16 protein-coding genes are annotated in these 18238 nt (G+C 49.5%); 14 read left to right on the plus strand and 2 right to left on the minus strand.

Features of this window, described 5'->3' with window-relative positions:
* Positions 1–133 precede the first annotated feature (133 nt).
* The 6 genes from ppx (at position 134) to ribBA (ending at position 6153) form a co-directional block, all read left to right on the plus strand.
* Positions 134–1639, plus strand: a complete 1506-nt coding sequence (ppx, locus tag ACEPPX_RS01155; protein ID WP_416622601.1) for an exopolyphosphatase — start codon at positions 134–136, stop codon at positions 1637–1639.
* Between the two features lie 61 nt (positions 1640–1700).
* Positions 1701–2801 (plus strand): magnesium/cobalt transporter CorA, encoded by a 1101-nt coding sequence (gene corA / locus ACEPPX_RS01160; protein ID WP_416622602.1) that lies wholly within the window; start codon positions 1701–1703, stop codon positions 2799–2801.
* 38 nt (positions 2802–2839) lie between these two features.
* Positions 2840–3319, plus strand: a complete 480-nt coding sequence (locus ACEPPX_RS01165) for an acyl-CoA thioesterase (RefSeq protein WP_416622603.1) — start codon at positions 2840–2842, stop codon at positions 3317–3319.
* Positions 3320–3391: 72 nt separating this feature from the next.
* Positions 3392–4000, plus strand: coding sequence for a riboflavin synthase subunit alpha (locus ACEPPX_RS01170; RefSeq protein WP_416622604.1), 609 nt, complete (start codon positions 3392–3394; stop codon positions 3998–4000).
* 23 nt (positions 4001–4023) lie between these two features.
* Complete coding sequence (locus ACEPPX_RS01175) at positions 4024–4641, plus strand: lysophospholipid acyltransferase family protein (RefSeq protein ID WP_416622605.1); 618 nt, start codon at positions 4024–4026, stop codon at positions 4639–4641.
* A gap of 159 nt (positions 4642–4800) precedes the next feature.
* Positions 4801–6153: a bifunctional 3,4-dihydroxy-2-butanone-4-phosphate synthase/GTP cyclohydrolase II gene (gene ribBA / locus ACEPPX_RS01180; RefSeq protein WP_416622606.1), complete on the plus strand. Its 1353-nt coding sequence runs from the start codon at positions 4801–4803 to the stop codon at positions 6151–6153.
* A 3-nt stretch (positions 6154–6156) separates the two neighbouring features.
* On the opposite strand, the gene ACEPPX_RS01185 is transcribed toward ribBA, so the two are convergent.
* A complete protein-coding gene (locus tag ACEPPX_RS01185; protein ID WP_416622607.1) occupies positions 6157–6351 on the minus strand; it encodes a hypothetical protein in 195 nt (64 codons plus the stop codon).
* A gap of 14 nt (positions 6352–6365) precedes the next feature.
* Between ACEPPX_RS01185 and ACEPPX_RS01190 the strand changes: the two genes are divergently transcribed.
* From ACEPPX_RS01190 to ACEPPX_RS01220, 7 genes are all read left to right on the plus strand, one after another.
* On the plus strand, positions 6366–7250 hold the full coding sequence (locus tag ACEPPX_RS01190) for a DMT family transporter (protein WP_416622608.1): 885 nt from the start codon (positions 6366–6368) through the stop codon (positions 7248–7250).
* Positions 7251–7350: 100 nt separating this feature from the next.
* Positions 7351–7674, plus strand: a complete 324-nt coding sequence (locus tag ACEPPX_RS01195) for a DUF2185 domain-containing protein (RefSeq protein WP_416622609.1) — start codon at positions 7351–7353, stop codon at positions 7672–7674.
* Between the two features lie 77 nt (positions 7675–7751).
* Positions 7752–8228 carry a 6,7-dimethyl-8-ribityllumazine synthase gene (gene ribH, locus ACEPPX_RS01200; RefSeq protein ID WP_416622610.1) on the plus strand — a complete coding sequence of 159 codons (477 nt, stop codon included), beginning with the start codon at positions 7752–7754 and terminating at the stop codon, positions 8226–8228.
* Positions 8229–8309: 81 nt separating this feature from the next.
* Positions 8310–8735 (plus strand): transcription antitermination factor NusB, encoded by a 426-nt coding sequence (gene nusB / locus ACEPPX_RS01205; protein ID WP_047760218.1) that lies wholly within the window; start codon positions 8310–8312, stop codon positions 8733–8735.
* A 90-nt stretch (positions 8736–8825) separates the two neighbouring features.
* Positions 8826–10736: an ATP-binding cassette domain-containing protein gene (locus tag ACEPPX_RS01210; protein ID WP_416622611.1), complete on the plus strand. Its 1911-nt coding sequence runs from the start codon at positions 8826–8828 to the stop codon at positions 10734–10736.
* Between the two features lie 107 nt (positions 10737–10843).
* A complete protein-coding gene (gene guaA, locus ACEPPX_RS01215) occupies positions 10844–12409 on the plus strand; it encodes a glutamine-hydrolyzing GMP synthase (protein ID WP_416622612.1) in 1566 nt (521 codons plus the stop codon).
* Positions 12410–12606: 197 nt separating this feature from the next.
* Positions 12607–13308 carry a hypothetical protein gene (locus ACEPPX_RS01220; RefSeq protein WP_416622613.1) on the plus strand — a complete coding sequence of 234 codons (702 nt, stop codon included), beginning with the start codon at positions 12607–12609 and terminating at the stop codon, positions 13306–13308.
* A 154-nt stretch (positions 13309–13462) separates the two neighbouring features.
* On the opposite strand, the gene ACEPPX_RS01225 is transcribed toward ACEPPX_RS01220, so the two are convergent.
* On the minus strand, positions 13463–15139 hold the full coding sequence (locus ACEPPX_RS01225) for a SulP family inorganic anion transporter (RefSeq protein WP_416622614.1): 1677 nt from the start codon (positions 15137–15139) through the stop codon (positions 13463–13465).
* Positions 15140–15415: 276 nt separating this feature from the next.
* On the opposite strand from ACEPPX_RS01225, the gene uvrA reads away from it, so the two are divergent.
* Entirely contained in the window at positions 15416–18238 is a 2823-nt protein-coding gene (uvrA, locus tag ACEPPX_RS01230) for an excinuclease ABC subunit UvrA (RefSeq protein ID WP_416622615.1), read from the plus strand.

Below are 18238 nucleotides of genomic sequence, written 5' to 3' on the forward strand. Positions count from 1 at the left end.
AAAGCTCCCCTTGCGGGAGCTTTTTATCTCATAACCTTACAATTGCCGAATTGCAACAACGCTTCATCAAACGGATGACAATCCTCCCGCCAAGAGCTACCATTAATCATTTTTGTCAATCCACACCTACGCCATGAACAATCCAAATATTCTCGCTTCAGTCGATTTAGGCTCCAACAGCTTCCGCCTCCAAATATGCGAAAACCATAACGGCCAATTGAAAGTGATCGACTCTTTCAAACAAATGGTCCGGTTTGCGGCCGGCTTGGACGAACATAAAAACCTTGACCGCGATTCACAGGAGCGCGCATTACTCTGCCTAGCCCGCTTTGGCGAACGTTTGAAAAACTTCCGCCCTGACCAAGTACGTGTGGTGGCAACCAATACTTTCCGCGTTGCTAAAAATATCGACCAGTTCATACCCCGCGCCGAAGCAGCTTTAGGCTTTCCGATCGAAGTGATCGCTGGTCGCGAAGAAGCCCGCCTGATCTATACCGGTGTTGTGCATACCCTGCCGCCCAAAGGCGAAAGAATGTTGGTAATCGATATCGGCGGCGGTTCAACCGAATTCGTCATCGGCTCCGATTTACAACCTACCAATACCGAAAGCCTGCCGCTGGGCTGTGTGACATACAGCATTCGCTTTTTCAGCGGCAATAAAATCACTCAAAAAGATTTTCAGGCGGCTATATCCGCAGCACAAAACGAAATCCAGCGAATCAGCAAATCCCTGAAGCGTACCGGCTGGGATTTTGCCGTCGGCACATCCGGATCCGCCAAAGCCATTCGAGACGTTATTGCCGCCGAATATGGTGAGGACGAAGAAATCACCTATAAAGGTATGCAGCAAATCGCCGAACGTATCGTTGCGGCGGGAAATACCAAAAAAGCCAAATTTGCCGGTCTCAAGCCAGACCGTATCGAAGTATTTGCCGGCGGCTTGGCAGTGATGATGGCCGCTTTTGAAGAGCTGAAAATCCAAAAAATGATTGTGACTGAAGCGGCATTGCGCGACGGTGTGTTTTATGATTTGATTGGTCGCCAACTCAATGAAGATATGCGCAATCAGACTACCGAACAGTTTCAAAAGCGCTATCACGTCAGCCCTAATCAAGCGGCACGTGTAGCAGAAGCCGCGCAGATGTTTATGGAAAGCATCTGCCACGCCTACAATACCCCCGTACAAGAGCTGGCCTATTGGCAGCAATATGTCCGCTGGGCCGGCCTGCTTCATGAAATCGGTATCGATATCGCCCACACCGGCTATCACAAACACTCTTCCTATATTCTCGAAAATGCGGATATGCCCGGCTTTTCTCGTAAAGAGCAGCATATTCTTTCCCTGTTGGTACTCGGACACCGAGGCGATCTGCGTAAGATGACCGATTTGGTGGGAGACAACCAAATCATGTGGTTTGCTATTCTCTCATTGCGTTTGGCCGCGCTATTCTGCCGTGCCCGCCTACCGCTGGAGCTTCCTCCTTTTACCCAACTGCGCCTTCAAGAAGACGGAAAAGGCTTTTTGCTCCGCATCAGCCAAAGCTGGCTCGACGAGCATCCCTTGGTGACCGGTGCTCTCGATTATGAAAGTGAACAATGGCGTAAAATCAATATGCCTTTTGCCGTACAACCGCAATAATATTTTAAGGCTGTCTGAAAATATTTCAGACGGCCTTTACGACTTTTTATTCTTATAATCCATGTCGAATACTCTACCCGTTTCCACGGCTTTAGACGAACACTCGCTAACGCGTACCGATGTCAGCCATGTGCCGCTTCATGCCATCCACCAAACCATATATTCAGCCGATACATTTTTTCAAACCGACTATATCCCCAGCGAAGATAATAGTTTTTTATACACGGAAAACAACCCTTTACAACCGGCAGCACCGCACAATGCATCATCCGGAGAAGTTAACTGGCTACATTTCGTAGGTATTCATAATCCCGAATTATTAAAAAAAGTATTGGCGCCCTACGGCATACACGAGCTGGTAATCGAAGATATACTCAGTCCAAAGCAACGCCCGAAAGTAGAAGACTACGGCGATTATCTGTTTATCGCCACACGCGTTTACCAATACAATGCAGGCAAGCTCTCTTCCGACCAGGTATATCTGATTCTAGGCAATGATTTTGTTCTAACCTTCCAGCAGCGCCCTCTCGGCCTTTTCAGCAGTATCCGCGAACATTTGGCCGACCCGCGTTACGGTATCCGCCAAAAAAACGCTTCCTTCTTAGCATACCGCTTTATCGACCGCTTGATAGACGACTATTTTATCACCCTCGATCAATACAACCATAAAGTCGAGTCTATCGATAAAACCTTATTTTCAGACGGCGTTGCAGGAGATAGTGATATTCTCGGCCGAATCCACCGCCTGAAAAGAGATTCAGTCCGCCTGCGCCGCACTTTGCAGCCGTTGCGCGAAGTATTACTGCAACTTACCCGGGGCGAATTTGCCACTTTCCACGGTGAATCCAATATTTACTTAAGAGATGCCTACGACCACGTTTTACAATTACTTGAATCTCTCGATGCCTCGCGCGATATGGTAATGAGCATGATGGATATCCACTTGTCTTTCCAATCCAATCGGCTCAACCAGCAAATGCGCGTTTTAACCGTTATCACCTTACTGTTTATGCCGCTTACCGTGATTACCGGTATCTACGGTATGAATTTCGATAATATGCCCGAACTGCACTGGCATTACGGATACTTTATGGTTCTCGGGCTGATGGTGTCTGTTGTCGTTGGCCTGCTGGTGTTTTTCTACAAACGAAAATGGCTCTAAACCATTAGATATCCGCAAACACAATCAAAGATATACATATGAATACCCCCACCGAAATACATTCCGAAAACCAAGCACAACACCAATTACAAATGAGCGTACTGATGACGCCCGATATGGCCAACTTTACCGGCAACGTACACGGCGGCGACCTCCTCAAATTATTGGACCAAGTCGCCTACGCCTGTGCCAGTCGCTATAGCGGCTATTATTGCGTCACACTATCTGTTGACCGCGTTACCTTCAAAGAACCGATTTACGTCGGTGAACTGGTAACGTTTTATGCCAGCGTAAACCATGTAGGCCGCACCTCAATGGAAATCGGGATACGCGTAGAATCACAAAATATACGTACCCAAAGCGTTCGCCATACCAACAGCTGCTATTTCACTATGGTAGCCATTGACGAAGGCAAACCGGTTACAGTAGCGCCCCTCAAGCTGGAAAGTGAAGCACAGCGGCGTAGGTTTGAAGCTGCCAAACGCCGTAAGGCTCTGCGCCTGCAAGAGCCGGAATAAACAAACCGCTACTGCTTACGGTTAAGTGCTACAATAGCTGGCTTTCAAACACATTATCCACGTAGAGAATTCATGTTTACAGGTATCGTACAAGGCACAGGGGTCGTGACATCCATCACTCAACCCTCATCGGATTTCCGCACACATACCATCGAACTCCCCCTTCACATGGCCGATAACTTACAAATAGGCGCATCCGTTGCCCATAACGGCTGCTGCCTGACCATTACCGACTTTAACGGCAGGGAAGCCAGCTTCGATTTAATGGGCGAAACTTTAGCCAAAACCAATCTCGGCACACTTAAAACAGGCGACCGTGTCAATCTCGAACGTGCCGCACGCTTCGGAGACGAAATCGGCGGACATGTAATGAGCGGCCATATCATCGCCACCACCGCCATTACCTGTATTGACCAAAGCGAGCACAACCGGACTATCTGGTTCGCACTGCCGCAAGATTTAAAACCCTATATCCTCACTAAAGGATTTATCGGTCTGGACGGTTGCAGCCTCACGATCGGAGAAGTGAATAACGACGAATTTAATGTCCACCTCATTCCCGAAACCCTCACCCGCACTCTTTTCGGCAACAGACAGGTTAGCGACATCATCAATGTCGAAATTGACCCTCAAACACAAGCAGTGGTCGATACCGTTGCCCGTATCCTTACCGCCCGATAATCATAATAATTAAGGCACTCACTATGCTCTTCAGTTACCGCCATTTGGTGGGGAAATCCGTTCCCCGCCGCAACAATCCCGCAACAGCCTTTTTAGGCGGCTTATTTCTCAAAGTGCTTGGCTGGAAAATATGCGGCAGTCTGCCCGATTTGCCGAAAGCCGTTGTAGTTGCAGCACCCCACACCAGCAATTTCGATGGTGTTGTCGCACTTCCCGCTCTTTTGACCCTCGACTTAAAAGGCAACCTGATGGCCAAAGCAAGCCTGTTCCGGCCACCCTTTGGTAAGCTGATGCGTTGGTTCGGTCTGATTCCTGTGACCCGGAATGCAGCCGGCGGATTAGTAGAAAGTGCTGTAAACGCTTTTAACAACAATTCCCAACTTTGGCTGGGCATCGCTCCCGAAGGTACGCGCCACAACGCAGAGCAATGGAAAACCGGGTTTCACCGTATCGCATTGGCCGCACAAGTTCCCATCGTGCCTGTCGCTTGGAACTATGCCGACAAAACCATTGTTTTGGGCGATCCTTTTATGCCCGGAGAAGACCTGCAAACCGATTTAAACCGTCTCTACGCTTTTTACCAAGACAAACAACCTAAGCATCTGCAGCGATTATCCCAACCTCTGAAATCAAACCGATGATTTTTATATTCCGCCGACACAGGCCGTCTGAAAACCGTTTTCAGACGGCCTTATTTTTAATATTTACTAAAAAGTAATTAAATCAAGCCAATTTAAAATTTGCCTTTTGGTAAACTCAAGCATACAATCTTCTGCAACGTTAATCCCCACAGGAACCGTATGGACACCGCCACCCTCAGACGGCATAACCTGCGCCAATGGATACAACAGCAATACGGCGGCCAGCAATCGGCTTTTGCCGCCGCCGCCGAAATCAACCAAGGCGAGTTATCCTCACTGTTAAAAAACAAATCATTCGGCGAAAAAAAAGCCCGTAAAATCGAACAAGCCGTCGGCATACCTAATATGTGGCTCGACCAAAGCCACGGCTTACATACTTCATCCGTCTCGCCACTCCCCACATCAGAAACGAACTACAATATGAGCGAAATTTCTCCCATCAGCGATATTCTGGCCGACATCCGCGCCGGAAAAATGGTGATTATTACCGATGCCGAAGACCGTGAAAACGAAGGCGACCTGGTTATGGCCGCCCAATTCGTTACCCCGCAGGCAATCAACTTTATGATCAAACACGCACGCGGCTTGGTTTGTCTACCGATGAACGACGAACTCGTTGACCGCCTGCACCTTCCGCAAATGACTCAAAAAAACGGTGCTCAATACGGTACAAATTTCACCGTTTCCATTGAAGCCGCCGAAGGCATTTCCACCGGAATTTCCGCCGCCGACCGCGCCCATACGATCCTAACTGCCGTTTCGCCCAATGTTAAAGCCGAAGATATCGTACAACCCGGCCATATCTTTCCCTTGCGCGCACAAAAAGGCGGCGTATTGGTGCGCGCCGGCCACACCGAAGCAGCGGTAGACCTTGCCCAAATGAGCGGCTTGATTCCCGCCGGCGTGATTTGCGAAATTCTGAATGACGACGGCACCATGGCGCGTATGCCCGAACTGATTCAATTCGCCAAAGAACACGACATTAAAATCGGTACGATTGCCGATCTCATCGAATACCGCAGCCGCAATGAAAGCCTACTCGAAGAAATGGGTGATACACTTGTACAAACCCCTTGGGGGCCGTTCCAACAACATGTGTATGTAGATAAATTATCAGGTGAAACCCATCTTGCACTGGTAAAAGGCAATCCCGAAACAGCCGCAGAAACACTGGTTCGCGTTCACGAACCCTTCAGTGTGATGGACTTTCTGCAAGCCGACCCCAACCACAGCTGGCCGTTGCCCGAGGCACTTACTCATATTCAAAACGCCGAAGCAGGCGTAGTTATCCTATTGCACCGTACAGAAGACGGTGGCGCCCTACTCGAACGCACCTTACCGAAAAACGCATTTCAAGTTAAAAAGTGGGACAGGAAAACTTACGGTATCGGCGCACAAATTCTGGCCGGGCTGAATGTAAAAAAAATGCGTGTGATGGGCAAACCCTCCGCACTCAACGGATTAACAGGCTTCGGTTTGGAAGTTGTCGGCTTCGAAACCTACAGCCGATAAACCTTACTGATATTTAGCGGTACCTAAAATTCGACCCAAAGTACACTCTTGCTTTGGGAAACTGGTACTTTTCAGACGGCCTGAAAATCCGTGAAACAACTTATTGCCGTTGTTCAACCGGCTGCGGAATATGACCAAACGCCCCAAATAATTACGGCCAAGCCAAACGGTCGTACCGCAGCCAATGCATACCATCATATTAAGGAAACACGATGAACCACGCCACAGCCAACCGCCATGCCGCACCGCTATTGGTTTTGGGCTGCATCGTTTTCGGATTGGGCAGTCTGATAGTCAAATTCGTACCGGTAGGAGCCTATGCGATAGCCTTTTGGCGGCTGGCAGTTGCCGCTGTGATTTTTTGGCTGGTGGGGCGTTTTTTCGGGCAAAAAATGCCCAAAAGCAAAAAAGCACTCAGGCTGGGCCTACTTTCGGGAGCCTTTCTGGGGTTGGACTTGGCACTCTGGCACGAAAGTATTTATGCCGTAGGCCCCGGTATATCCACCCTGCTCAATAGTTTGCAGATTTTCTTTTTATCGGCGATCGGTTTTTTCTTTTTCGGCGAACGCCAAAGCCGGCTGCAAGTAGCCAGCCTGTTTATTGCCATTTGCGGTGTTGCCTTGATCGGCAGTCCCGAATTCGGCCAAAACCATCATGCTGTTTGGGGATTTGCCAGCGGTATCATCTCAGGCGCATTGTTGGCCTTATCAATGATTTTTATCCGTGAAACGCACAAAATCGAAAGAATACCGCTGTTTCCAATGATGCTTCTCGTCAGCCTCGGCGGTATGGCTGCACTGATACTACCGGCATTGATATTCAATGCAGACAGCCTATACCCTACCACTTGGCATGATGTAGGATTAATTTTGGTTTACGGCGCAGTCATGCAATGTTTGGCTTGGGGTTTGATTGCCTATTCCGTTCCTCTACTATCGCTTACCCTAACCGGGCTGTTACTTCTTACCGAACCCGTAGCCGCACTGCTGATTGATTATTTTTGGCTGCATAAACCCATCAATGCCCTGCAATGGACGGGAGCCGCCCTCACCCTATTGGCAATTTATTTAGGTTCCCTTAAGAATAAACACGCGTAAGCAGCCGTAAGCAGCATAGTGCCGTCAGCTAGCCGGTCGTGCGAAACCGCAGCGAATCGTGTAAAATCCGCTTTTAAATCACAAGCAATACTCTAGAAATATGAATAAATTTGCCCAAGCCTTATCTACCGCACTCGGCCGCTGTATTGCAACCAAGGCAGTCAGCGAAGAAGGAAAACCTGTCGGGTTTATGTACCGTGAGGCCCCCGTATTTGAAAACGACAGCGGTTGGCGCTTTTTTACCGGGAACGAAACCGACGAATATACCGACAATCCGGATAATTTTACGGTTTACAACGTCAGCGATATTACCAAAACCAACCCCGCTGTCAGCGAATTTATTAACCATCCCGAAGGTTCTGCATGGGAGCTGGACGATAACGGCGAATTCCGCAGCGTCCGCGACTGGCAGCCTAAAGACTAACCTTCCAAATCGCCCAAGCAGCCGCCGCTCTTTCAGACGGCTCCTAAATACGACAACCCCAAAGGGAGTAACGCCATATGAACATCATCGAACCCAATCTGAACGGTAAAGGCCTGCGTATCGGCATCGTACAGGCACGTTTTACCAATGAAGTCGGCAGTGCCATGCTGAAAGTCTGCACCGACAAGCTGCAAGAGCTGGGCGTAAAAGGCAAACATATCACCGTTACCACCGTTCCCGGCGCCCTCGAGGTACCGCTGGTATTACAAAATATGGCGGCTGCCGGCAAATATGACGCATTGATTGCTATCGGCACGATTATCCGCGGTGAAACCTATCATTTCGAACTGGTTGCAAACGAATCGGGTGCCGGCGTTACCCGTGTCGGGCTGGATTTCAACATTCCGATCGCCAACGCTATTTTAACCACCGAAAATGATGAGCAGGCACATGTCCGTATTCAAGAAAAAGCCACCGATGCCGCCATCGTCGCCGTAGAATGCGCCAACCTCGTCAATGCCTTTATGGCGGCCAACGAAGAAAATAACATCTGAATTTAACCGATTGAATTTTTCAGACGGCCTGTATTTTTCCAAGCCGTCTGAAAATCATTTTATACAATAAGGAAATACCACATGAAAACACCCCGCCGCCGCGCCCGCGAATTTACCGTGCAAGCGCTTTATCAGGTTGCGCTCAACAGTACTGCCGCACCCGAAGTTGCCAAAAACATCCGTGAACACAGCGACTTTGCCAAAGCCGATGAAGAACTGTTTACCAAACTTTTTTTCGGCGCCAATGCCAACCAACGCGAATACATGCAGCAAATCCGCCCTCTGCTCGACCGTGATGAAAATGACTTAAGCCCGATCGAGCGCGCCGTATTACTGATGGCCTGCCACGAGCTGGCCGCCATGCCGGAAACTCCCTACCCCGTGATCATCAACGAAGCCATCGAAGTCACCAAAACATTCGGCGGCACCGACGGCCACAAATTTGTAAACGGCATCCTTGACAAACTCGCCGTACAATTGCGCCCCAACGATCCGAAACGTGCTTAAAATATATCCGCAAGGCCGTCTGAAACCTGCCCTCCATTATTCAGACGGCCTATTTGCCGCACCAATACTGCTCTATCAGCCATCACCATTATGAACATTCTTTCCGTAGAAAACGCCTCTTTTGCCGTCGGCCATGTCCCCCTTCTCGACAAAACCTCTTTCCAGCTAGACAGCGGTGAAAAAATCGGCTTGATCGGGCGAAACGGCGCCGGCAAATCATCTTTTTTGAAAATCTTGGCCGGTGTACAAAAACTTGATGACGGCCAAATCATTATCCAAAACAATCTCAAAATCGTTTACGTACCGCAAGAATCTTTCTTCGACGAAAACAGCAGCGTTTTTGATGTTGTCGCAGAAGGCTTAGGAGAAGTGCGCGACCTATTGCGCCGCTATCACCACATCAGCCTTCAACTTGCACAAAACCATAACGAACAGCTCCTCAAAGAATTAAACGAGTTGCAAACTGCACTTGAAACAAAAAACGGCTGGCAGTTCGATGCCGCCATCAAACAAACTATTTCAGAATTAGGGCTACCCGAAAACGAACTTATCGGTAATCTTTCGGGCGGCCAAAAAAAACGTGTGGCACTGGCTCAGGCATGGGTACAGAAACCCGATGTATTATTGCTGGACGAACCGACCAACCATCTTGATATAGACGCCATCATCTGGCTGGAAAACCTGCTGAAGCAATTCACCGGCAGCATGGTGGTCATCACCCACGACCGCCGTTTTCTAGATAATACAGCCAACCGCATCGTCGAACTTGATAGGGGCATTTTGCGCAGCTATCCCGGCTCATTTGCCAAATACAGCGAGAAAAAAGCCGAAGAGCTGGCCGTAGAAGCCGAACACAACCGCCTTTTCGATAAATTCCATGCCCAAGAAGAAGCTTGGATACGAAAAGGTATTGAAGCCCGCCGCACCCGTAACGAAGGCCGGGTACGCCGCTTGGAAGAGCTCCGCCGCCAACGTGCCGAGCGCCGCAACGTGCAAGGCCAGGTCAATTTCAAACTAGATACCGGCGAAAAAAGCGGCAAAATCATTGCAGAGCTGGAACATGCCGGCTTCCGATACGGCGACAAAGTCATCATGGATAATTTTTCCGCCATTATCCAACGCGGCGACAAAATCGGCTTAATCGGCCCTAACGGCATCGGAAAAACCACTTTCCTTAAACTGATTTTAGGAGAGTTGCAACCTACCGGCGGCCGCATCCGTATCGGTAGTAAACAAGAAGTTGCCTATTTCGACCAATTCCGTAGTGTACTTAACGAAGACGACACTGTTTTCTACACACTCGGCCAAGGTAACGATTATGTAGAAATAGGCGGTAAGAAAAAACATGTGATGAGCTATTTGGAGGATTTCCTCTTTCATCCAGCCCGTGCGCAAAGCCCTGTCTCCTCACTTTCCGGGGGTGAACGCAACCGCCTGCTTTTGGCCAAACTGTTTACCCGTCCCGCCAATATCCTGATACTCGACGAACCTACCAACGACCTCGATATTGACACTCAAGAACTGCTTGAAGAATTGCTGCGCGACTACAACGGTACCGTGTTTCTCGTCAGCCACGACCGTATGTTTCTCGACAACGTGATTACCCAAAGCATCGTTTTTAAAGGAGAAGGCCGTCTGAAAGAATACATAGGCGGCTACCAAGACTATCTCGATGCCAAAAACCGTGAACGACAACTCGAAACCGCCGCCGCACCGAAAAATACAAACGACACCGAAACAGAAAAAAGCCGCCCTAAAGCCAACCGCACGGTTAAGCTCTCATACAAAGAACAACGCGAACTTGATGCACTGCCCGACGAAATCGCCGCATTGGAAACCGAGCAAAATGATTTGAATGCCCGCCTCTCCGATCCCGAAATCTTCAAAGACTACGAACAAGCCGCCGCATTACAAGCACGCACCGAAGAAATCGAGATACAGCTTTTGGAAAAACTAGAGCGCTGGGAAATACTGGAGGCCAAGCAAAACGGCCATATCTGATATTTGCCCCAACAAGCAACACGCCGTCTGAAATCCTTTTTCAGACGGCTTTATGATACAATTCGGCACAAATTTTCCACTCTCCCTTTCTTTGCGGAAAAATCATCATGACCCAAGATAAAATCCTCATTCTAGACTTCGGTTCTCAAGTCACGCAGCTGATCGCCCGCCGCGTACGAGAAGCACATGTGTACTGCGAGCTGCACTCTTACGATATGCCTTTGGAAGAAATCAAAGCGTTTGCCCCAAAAGGCATTATTCTTTCAGGCGGCCCCAATTCCGTTTATGAATCCGACTATCAAGCCGACACCGGCATTTTCAACCTCGGCATCCCCGTATTGGGCATCTGCTATGGCATGCAATTTATGGCACACCACTTGGGCGGAGAAGTCAGCCCCGGTGATCAGCGCGAATTCGGCTACGCCCAAGTAAAAACCATCGACAGCGAACTGACCCGCGATATTTACGACGGCACACCCAATGTATTGGATGTTTGGATGAGCCACGGCGACAAAGTATCCAAGCTTCCCGAAGGCTTTGCCGTTATCGGCGATACCCCAAGCTGCCCGATTGCCATGATGGAAAATACCGAAAAACAATTCTACGGTATCCAATTCCACCCCGAAGTAACCCACACCAAACAAGGCAAAGCGTTACTAAACCGCTTCGTATTGAATATCTGCGGTGCCCAACCCAGCTGGACCATGCCCAACTACATTGAAGAGGCCGTTGAAAAAATCCGTGCCCAAGTCGGCAATGACGAAGTAATCCTCGGCCTTTCCGGCGGTGTTGACTCATCCGTAGCCGCCGCCCTCATCCACCGTGCCATCGGCGACCAACTCACCTGCGTATTCGTCGACCACGGCCTGCTGCGCCTCAACGAAGGCAGTATGGTTATGGATATGTTTGCCCGCAACCTCGGCGTTAACGTGATTCATGTTGATGCAACCGACGACTTCATGGGCAAACTGGCGGGGGTTACCGATCCCGAACAAAAACGCAAAATTATCGGTGCGGAATTTGTCGAAGTATTCCAAACCGAAGCCGCCAAACGCAAAAATGCCAAATGGCTGGCCCAAGGTACCATTTATCCCGATGTTATCGAATCTGCTGGCGCCAAAACCAAAAAAGCCCACGCGATCAAGAGCCATCACAACGTAGGCGGCTTGCCCGAAACCCTCAACCTGAGCCTGCTTGAACCACTGCGCGATTTGTTTAAAGATGAAGTGCGCGAACTGGGTGTCGCCCTCGGCCTGCCCCGCGAAATGGTATACCGCCACCCCTTCCCCGGCCCCGGCTTAGGCGTACGCATTTTGGGCGAAGTAAAAAAAGAATATGCCGACCTGTTGCGCCGTGCAGATGACATTTTCATCCAAGAATTACGCAATACCATCGATGAAAACGGCACATCTTGGTACGATCTCACCAGTCAGGCTTTCGCCGTATTCCTACCGGTAAAATCAGTAGGCGTGATGGGCGACGGACGCACTTATGAATATGTGGTGGCTCTGCGCGCTGTCGTAACCAGCGATTTCATGACCGCACACTGGGCGGAACTACCATACAGCCTGCTTGGTCGGGTTTCCAACCGTATCATCAACGAAGTACGCGGCATCAACCGCGTGGTTTATGATGTCAGCGGCAAACCGCCTGCTACGATTGAGTGGGAATAAACAGTTAATAATCGTTAAACCCCTGATAAACAAATCAAACAGCCAAGCTCCTTTATTTTGAAGCTTGGCTATTTTATTATATTTTTTAACAAAAGATTACTATTTTATACTAATAAACAATACAAGATATATTGAAAGCACTGATAATAATTTGTAGTATTATTACTTTAAAGTTTCAATATAATATAATAAGGATTATGATTACTCAGTTTAATAAGCTAATTCATTCTTCTATTTTTATTACCGTTCTTTGCTGGGGTACTGCTTATACCTACGGTTGGGGTACCGCATTAACCTATGGCTATCCTTGGTGGTATATCGAAGTAGGCGGTAGCAACATCGCAACCAGTTTGGCTTATGTATTGGTGATGACTATATTATTAGCCATAGGTTATTTTATCGGTCTTTATCTTATGCGCAACGCCATCAGCCGCAAATTAACACTGATCGGTTCTATACGCATCCTAACCATTTTGTCGATTCTTTTCTTAGTCAGCATGGCGGATATGTACATTTTTATCGGTAGGCCGCCCCTGTATTTCTTTTTACTCTACTTATGCCTTGCTATCACATTACCATGCGTTTTTCACAGAGCGGGCACACTTTTTTCAATAGATTACCGCCATTTTAAAAAATCAGAGTCGTTTATATTTACCTTAATGGGTTTCTTAGTCATATATTTTCTTAGCTTCGCTTTTATTATCGGGCTAGTCCGCCCTTATCTATACACGGATTATGCAGTCATCCATTATGAAGGAAAACCCTATTACATATTGAAAGTAAACAATAACGATTACATTCTCGCTGAAAAGCTTTACCGTAACGATAGCTTCGTATTCTTAAACCGAACGACACTGAAAGGTTACTGTATCAAGATGGTTTCCACAGCCAATAATTAAATCCTAATCATCTTATTCGGTAAACAACATGAAAAACAGGGGCCTCCGTCGCATGTAATACTACGGAAGCCCCTATTAATTATGATATCGGTCATAACAAACAAGCCGTCTGAAAATTAATTTGCCACACCATACGCTTCAAGCCAAAGACCTTCTAATATTTTGCCAACCACGCCTGCAAATCTGCCATATCACTGAAAACATGGCCCTCACCCAAACGCTGCAACCAGCGTGTGCGTTTTAACAAATCTTGCGGCTGTTGGCGCAAACCGTAAATCAAAATCGGAATATTCTTTTCCTGATAAAGCTCCAGTAGTTCTTCCAAAGATTCCTCGCCGGACGAATCAATATAAATCACCCCCGAAAAATCCAATACCAACGCCCGTTTAGGCACATTCACCAATAACTCGTCTACAAACTTTACGGCCCCGAAAAACAAAGCACCTGTCAGCCTATAAGCAGCCACCCCTTCGGCAGCAAAATCATCAGGCAGCTTGAATGCTTCGGCAGTCGAAAGACTGGAAATACGGTAAATGAAAATAAAACAGGCAAAGAAAATGCCCACTTGCACCGCCACAGTCAAGTCTACTACCACCGTCAAAACGAATACCGACAACAAAATAATCCGATACGGCAAACGGAATGTACGCAAACGGGCAAACTCCCGCCACTCTCCCATATTCCAGGCTACAAACATCAAAATTGCTGATAAAGCCGCCAACGGAATATATTGTGCCAACGGTGCGGCCGCCAACACCACAACCAACAACGCCAAAGCATGTACCATACCGGCAATCGGGCTGCCGCCGCCGTTTTTAATATTGGTCACAGTACGCGCAATCGTACCGGTAGCCGGCATACCGCCGAAAAACGGCACCACCATATTGGCAAAGCCTTGTGCCAACAATTCCTGATTGGAATCATGCTTATCTCGTATCATACTGTCTGCCACGCGCGCGCACAACAGCGATTCAATCGCACCCAACACCGCCAACGTAGCAGCAGGAAGAAACAGGCCTTTAATCTCATTCCAACTAAAATTCGGAATAGTAATTTCCGGCAAACCCTGCGGAATACCATTAAACTTACTGCCTATCGTTTCCACCTGCAAACCGAAAAGCTGCACCATCAGCGTTGCCGCAACCAAGGCCACAATCGATCCGGGTATCAAAGCCAACGACCCCGACACCCTCGGCAACAATCCCGCTTTATCAAATGCCACTGCATTTTTTTTGGCACGCCACTGCCACATAATAATGATCGCCAATGACAGCAAAGCCACACCCAAAGCCTGCGGATTCCAGCTAGGCAATGCCTGCCAAAGCGTTTTCAGCATAGCAAAAAACTCAGCAGGCATTTTGCCTGCCACCTCCAAGCCAAAAAAATCCTTAATCTGCGAAAGCCCGATCAATACCGCAATCCCGTTGGTAAAGCCGATAATCACCGCCACGGGAATAAATTTAATCAGCACGCCCATCCGCAAAAAACCCATCAGCCACAGCATCACGCCCGACATAAACGTTGCCAGCAACAGCCCGCCTACGCCGTATTGCTCGACAATACCGTACACAATTACGATAAACGCCCCCGCCGGGCCTCCGATTTGCACTCTTGAGCCGCTAAAAAGCGAAATCAGAAAACCGCCGATAATCGCCGTAAACAGCCCTGCTTCAGGCTTTAGCCCAGAAGCAATCGCAAATGCCATAGCCAACGGCAACGCAACCACAGCCACGGTCAGGCCCGCGCCTAAATCTTTAATCAAACGCCGGCGAGGATAACCCTGCGTAAGCTCGAACAATTTCGGATTAAAACGGGTAGTAAATTTCATCATGGTTCAGGCAGCTATTCTGTAAAATATCGCAAAATTTTCTTATTATATAGTGAAACAGAGTATGCCGTACCGTATTGTTACTTCAAGCCGTTTCATGCTCTTTTTGCATATCGTTACAGCATAAATTGCCTTGATTTCACACCTTCCTCAAAAGGCCGTCTGAAACCTTTTCAGACGGCCTTCAAATCTGTTAACTGCATCCAATCAAAACGCTTAAAAATGCTATAATTGCCTATTCCTTCGACTAAAAATCCAGCGGTAAAGAAAGCAACCAATATGGCCGACAACAACACCATCCGCATCCGCGGCGCACGCACCCATAATCTAAAAAACATCGACCTCGATATTCCCCGCCATAAACTGGTCGTGGTAACGGGATTGTCCGGCAGCGGCAAATCGTCGCTTGCCTTCGATACGCTCTATGCCGAAGGCCAACGCCGCTATGTGGAAAGCCTTTCGGCCTATGCGCGCCAGTTTTTGCAGATGATGGACAAGCCCGATGTCGATTTGATCGAAGGCCTTTCGCCCGCCATTTCCATCGAACAAAAATCCACCAGCCACAACCCGCGTTCTACCGTCGGCACGGTAACGGAAATCCACGACTACCTGCGCCTGCTCTATGCCCGTGTCGGCACACCGCATTGCCCCGAACACAACCTGCCGCTGAGCAGCCAAACCGTATCGCAAATGGTCGATCATGTTTTGGGGCTGCCTGAAGACACCCGTGTGATGATACTCGCCCCTGCCGTGCGCGAACGCAAAGGCGAATTCGTGGATTTTTTTGCCGACCTGCAAGCGCAAGGCTTCGCCCGCGTGCGTGTGAACGGCGAAGTTTATCAGTTGGACGAAGTCCCCAAGCTGGAAAAAAACATCAAACACAATATCGATGTGGTGATTGACCGCGTCAAGGTGAAAGCCGACATTAAGCAACGCCTGGCCGAAAGTTTCGAAACCGCATTGCGCCACGGCAACGAGCGTGCGTTGGCATTGGAAATGGACAGCGGCCAAGAGCACTGGTTTTCCGCCCGTTTTGCCTGCCCCGTCTGTTCGTACAGCCTGCCAGAATTGGAACCGCGCCTGTTTTCGTTCAACAATCCCGTAGGCGCCTGCCCGACATGCGACGGCTTGGGCAGCATGAATTTTTTCGATCCCGAGCGCGTGGTGGCCCACCCCGAATTATCTTTAGCCGCCGGTGCCATTGACGGCTGGGACAAACGCAACCAGTTTTATTTCCAGATGATTCAATCGCTGGCCGCGCATTACGGTTTCAGCGTCGATACCCCGTTTGAAGCGCTGCCTGAAAAGGTGCGCCAAACCGTGTTGCACGGCTCAGGCAAAGAAGTGATCGAGTTCCGCTATCTGTCCGAAAAAGGCACCACCTTCAACCGCAGCCATGCTTTCGAAGGCATTATTCCCAACCTCGAACGCCGCTACCGCGAAACCGACAGCGAAACCATCCGCGACAAACTGCGCGACTACCAAAGCCACCGCGCCTGCCCCGCTTGCAGCGGTGCCCGTTTACGCAAAGAAGCCCGCCATGTTTTTGTGGGCGGTCAAGCCCTGCACCAAATTTCCGCCACTCCGCTCAAGCAAACCTTAGACTTTTTCGAGCAGCTGGAATTGGACGGCAACAAAAAATACATCGCTGAAAAAATCCTCAAAGAAATCACCGAACGCTTGGGCTTTTTAATCAATGTCGGCCTTGATTACCTCAACCTTGCCCGCAGCGCCGAAACCCTTTCCGGCGGCGAAGCGCAACGCATCCGCCTGGCCAGCCAAATCGGCAGCGGCCTAACCGGCGTGATGTATGTATTGGACGAACCCTCCATCGGCCTGCACCAGCGCGACAACGACCGCCTGCTTGCCACCCTCAAACGCCTGCGCGATTTGGGCAACAGCGTGATCGTGGTGGAACACGATGAAGATGCCATCCGCGAGGCCGATTTCGTGATCGATATGGGACCTGGTGCGGGCGAACACGGTGGCACGGTCTTGATTGCCGACACCCCCGAAAAAGTGGCTGCCTGCGAGCAATCCGTTACCGGACAATACCTCAGCGGCAAAAAAGCCATTGCCGTGCCGTCTGAAAGAACCCCTGTCGATCCCGACAGAATGCTGGTGCTCAAAGGCGCACGCGGCAACAATCTGAAAAACGTGACGCTGGAACTGCCGCTGGGTTTGATTACCTGCATTACCGGCGTTTCAGGCAGCGGCAAATCCACCCTGATTAACGACACACTGGCGAAAATCACCGCCCGCGAACTCAACCGCGCCCACGAAGAACCCGCACCCTACGACGAAATCAGCGGATTGGAGCATCTCGATAAAGTCATCAACGTCGATCAATCCCCCATCGGCCGCACACCGCGCTCCAACCCTGCGACCTATACCGGACTGTTCACCCCCATTCGCGACCTCTTTGCCGGCGTGCCGCTGTCGCGCGAACGCGGTTACAGCGTCGGCCGCTTCTCGTTCAACGTTAAAGGCGGCCGCTGCGAAGCCTGCCAGGGCGACGGCGTGATCAAAGTGGAAATGCACTTTCTGCCCGACGTATACGTTCCCTGCGAAGTGTGCCACGGCAAACGCTACAACCGCGAAACGCTGGAAGTGCAATACAAAGGCAAAAACATCAGCCAAGTGCTTGACATGACCGTAGAAGAAGCGCGCGAATTCTTTGATGCCGTGCCCACCGTATCGCGCAAACTGCAAACCCTGATGGATGTCGGCCTCGGTTACATCCGCCTCGGCCAATCCGCCACCACCCTATCCGGCGGCGAAGCCCAACGCGTCAAGCTCGCTCTCGAACTCTCCAAACGCGACACGGGGCGTACCTTGTATATTTTGGACGAACCCACCACCGGTTTGCACTTCGCCGATATTGCACTTTTATTAGAAGTCATAGGCCGTCTGAAAGGTAAAGGCAACTCGATTGTGATTATCGAGCATAATCTTGACGTCATCAAAACCGCTGATTATATTGTGGACTTGGGGCCGGAAGGGGGTGATGGCGGGGGGAGGATTATTGCTAAAGGAGATCCAGAAGAAGTGGTAAAGATTAAGGAAAGTTATACTGGGAAGTATTTGAAACCTATTCTGTAG

It is taken from the genome of Neisseria sp. S1 (assembly GCF_048060015.1).
GTDB lineage: Bacteria > Pseudomonadota > Gammaproteobacteria > Burkholderiales > Neisseriaceae > Neisseria > Neisseria arctica.